The following is a 3,080-nucleotide window of genomic DNA, read 5'->3' on the forward strand; positions in this document are numbered from 1 at the left end:
GCGCGATGCCAGCCTCTCGTTCGGCTACGACCAGCGCTTCGGCCCGCGCGGCGATACGCGCGCGGTGTCGCTGCGCTACGCGCTGGGGTTCTGACGCCGCGCTTTGTGCAATAGGCCTCCCAGGAATGGCGGCACTGTGCTTCCGCAGCCGCCGGTAGTCACACACAACTACTCGATGAGACAACGGGAATGAACACAAAGAAACGTACGACACGGAGCGTTGGACTACAGATGGCCCTGCTTGCGGCGATTTCGCTGCTCGGTGGATGCGGCGGTGGCTCGGGCAGCCGCCCGGAAGCCCCTCCGAGCCCTGCCCCTTCAACGCCGCCTCCCAGCCCGCCGCCGGAGGCCCCGCCCCCGGAGGCCCCGCCCCCGGAAGCCCCGCCGCCGCCCTCCAATCCTCCAGCCCCGCCACCTCCGCCGCCACCACCACCCCTGGGGGGCCTGGCGGTTGCGACACGCCTGGCATCCGCGCCGGCGAATGCCGATGCGCATCTATGGGTGATCAACGCACAGGACGCCCATGGTTCCGGCTACAGGGGAGAAGCATGGGTCGGCTTTTTCGACAGTGGCGCACAGAACCTCCATCCGGTGCTCCACGACAACGTCTGGTGGGGCGCCTATACCGACCTCGTGGATCATGAGACGAACGATCTTTCCCAATCCGACGTGATCGGACACGGGACGGCGGTAGCACAGCTCGTTGTCGGGCGAGCCAAGGGCGGTTTTGGAGGCGGTGTCGCCCCTGAGGGCAATCTCGCCATCCGCCGAATCATCCCCGACGATCCCGTGGAGGGTAATCCATTCGGCCAACCGAGCATCGAATCCGGCCTGTCGATGCTCGAACTTGGACTGAAGGCAAGTAACGGAGTACTGAGCAGGGCACTGAACTTTTCCTGGGACGGGAATTTCGTCTGGCAGGACCAGGCGACTACCGATCGCCTGGCGCGGGCTTTCCACTCTTATGTGGATACTCCGTGGGGAGTGTCCCCGGCCTATGACGGCCTAGTGGTGTTCGCGGCAGGAGACGGCGGAAGCTCCGACCCCAACCAGATGGCCGCCCTCCCGAGTCTGCCAGGGGCGGCCTCGCTGGAACCCAACTGGATCACCGTCGCCGCCGTCGAGACCGCCCACCCGGACCGTCTGGCCAGCTACTCCAACGCCTGCGGCGTCGCCATGAACTATTGCATGGTCGCTCCCGGCGACGTGATCGTTACCGGCAAGGAGGATACGGAAGACCGGATCAGTTACTGGTCCCTCTCCAGCACCCAGATGGCGTCGCCGCAGGTGCTTGGCGCAGTATCGGTCGTGCTCGATGCCTTCCCGTATCTCACGGGAGCACAGGTCAGACAGGTTCTGCTGGGCACGGCCACCGACCTCGGGGATCCCGGGGTGGACCCGGTGTTCGGGCACGGGCTGCTGAACGTCGGCAAGGCGGTTCGCGGGCCGGCGAAGTTCGACTGGGGCGACGTCCACGTCCAGTTGCCTGCGGGTACGGTGAGCCGCTGGTGGAACGGCATCAGCGGCGCAGGCGGACTGACCGTCGACAGCGACGGAAGCCACGGCGCTCGGCCCGAACTGGGGCTTGCCGGCGAGAATACCTTTGCCGGAGGCCTGCACGTCACTGGTGGGACCGCGGTGTCGATCAACGGCAGCATGCATTCCTCGGTCACCGTCGATCCCGAGTCCTATTTTTATCCCTGGGAGGTCACGCTTCACGGCGACCTGACCAGCCACGGCGTGGTGCAGATCAACGCGCCGGAATTCGTGGATCGGGAGACGGTGCTGAAGGGCGACTTCTTCAACTACGGCGTCTTCATCAATCTGGATTACCCCCACACCACCCTGGAGGGGAACTTCGTCCAGGGCGCCGAAGGCGCGTTCTGGACGATCCTGGGGACCGATCCCTTGCGCATCGACGGCAGCGCCCAGCTAGACGGTGGCCTGTTCATCTATGACGTGGCCGAAGGCTATGTCGCACGCACCAATACCGAAGTGCTCGTTGCCGAGGAGGGGATCACCGGCGAGTTCGCCTGGCACGGCTACAACTCAGCATCCTTCGCCCTCTTGGACGCGACGGTCGGTTACGGGAGCGATCGGGTCTGGCTGGATGTCGAACGTGTCGACGTGGCGGCCGCGGCTTCCGGGCTGGACGGCATCAGCGGAGCTTCGATGGCATCTGCGGTGCGTATCGAAGACGCCTTCGAACGTATCGATGCGCAATTGCTGAAGATGAGTCCTTCGTCCGACATCGTCATCAGGGACGAGTTCGTCCGGGCCGCGGGGAACATCCAGCGCGTGCGGACCGTCTCGGCGTTCGAGGCAACGCTGGACAGCCTGTCCGGCAAGGCCCACGCCGCGGCCTCGGCGATGACCTTCGACAGCATCGACCTCAACCGGCGGGCGCTGGCCTCGCGCTTCGGCGAGCTGGTGGTGCGACCGGCGATCAGCGGCGCGTGGACGCAGGCGCTGGGCGGCGCGGGGGCGGGAAGCTTCGCCGGCGGCCAGTACCGGCTGGACGGCTGGATGCTGGGCAACGACTATCGCCTGGGCGGCCCGGGCGTGGCCGGCTTCGCCTTCGGCCAGACCCGCGCCGACAGTGCGGTCTCGGGCGGGCCCGAGCGCGGCCGCGATCGCCAGGCGCACGGACAGCTCTACGGCGGCTGGTTGCACGGCAACGGCTATGCCCTGGGGCAGCTCGGATTCGGTCGCTACGATCGCCGGATCGACCGGCAGCTGCTGTTGGGCAGCGGCCGGTCCGCGGTACAGGCCGACTACGCCGGCGAATTCGCCTCGGCCAGCCTCGAGGCCGGCTACCGCTTGGGCCGTGGCGCCACCAGCCTCACGCCCTACGCCGGTGCCGAACATGCGCGGGTGGTGAGCGACGGCTTCCACGAACATGGCGCCGGCGGATTCGGCCTGCGCACCGGTGCGATCTCCTCCTCACGCACCCAGGCGATCGCCGGCATGCGCGCCGGGCACGTCTGGCGCGGCCTGGACCTGCGCGGCTACGCCGAGTGGCAGCACACCCTGAGCGCAGACGGTCTGCAGATCGATGCCAGCTTCGTCGGCGTCGATGC

Annotated in this window: 1 protein-coding gene; it reads left to right on the forward strand. The window is 67.3% G+C overall.

Annotated elements, in window-relative coordinates:
- Positions 1-501: 501 nt before the first annotated feature.
- Positions 502-3,080: autotransporter domain-containing protein (locus H0E84_RS02545; RefSeq protein WP_180677056.1), on the forward strand; the 2,579-nt coding region annotated here is incomplete at its 3' end.

Origin of the sequence: Luteimonas salinisoli, assembly GCF_013425525.1 — a bacterium.
Lineage (GTDB): Bacteria > Pseudomonadota > Gammaproteobacteria > Xanthomonadales > Xanthomonadaceae > Luteimonas > Luteimonas salinisoli.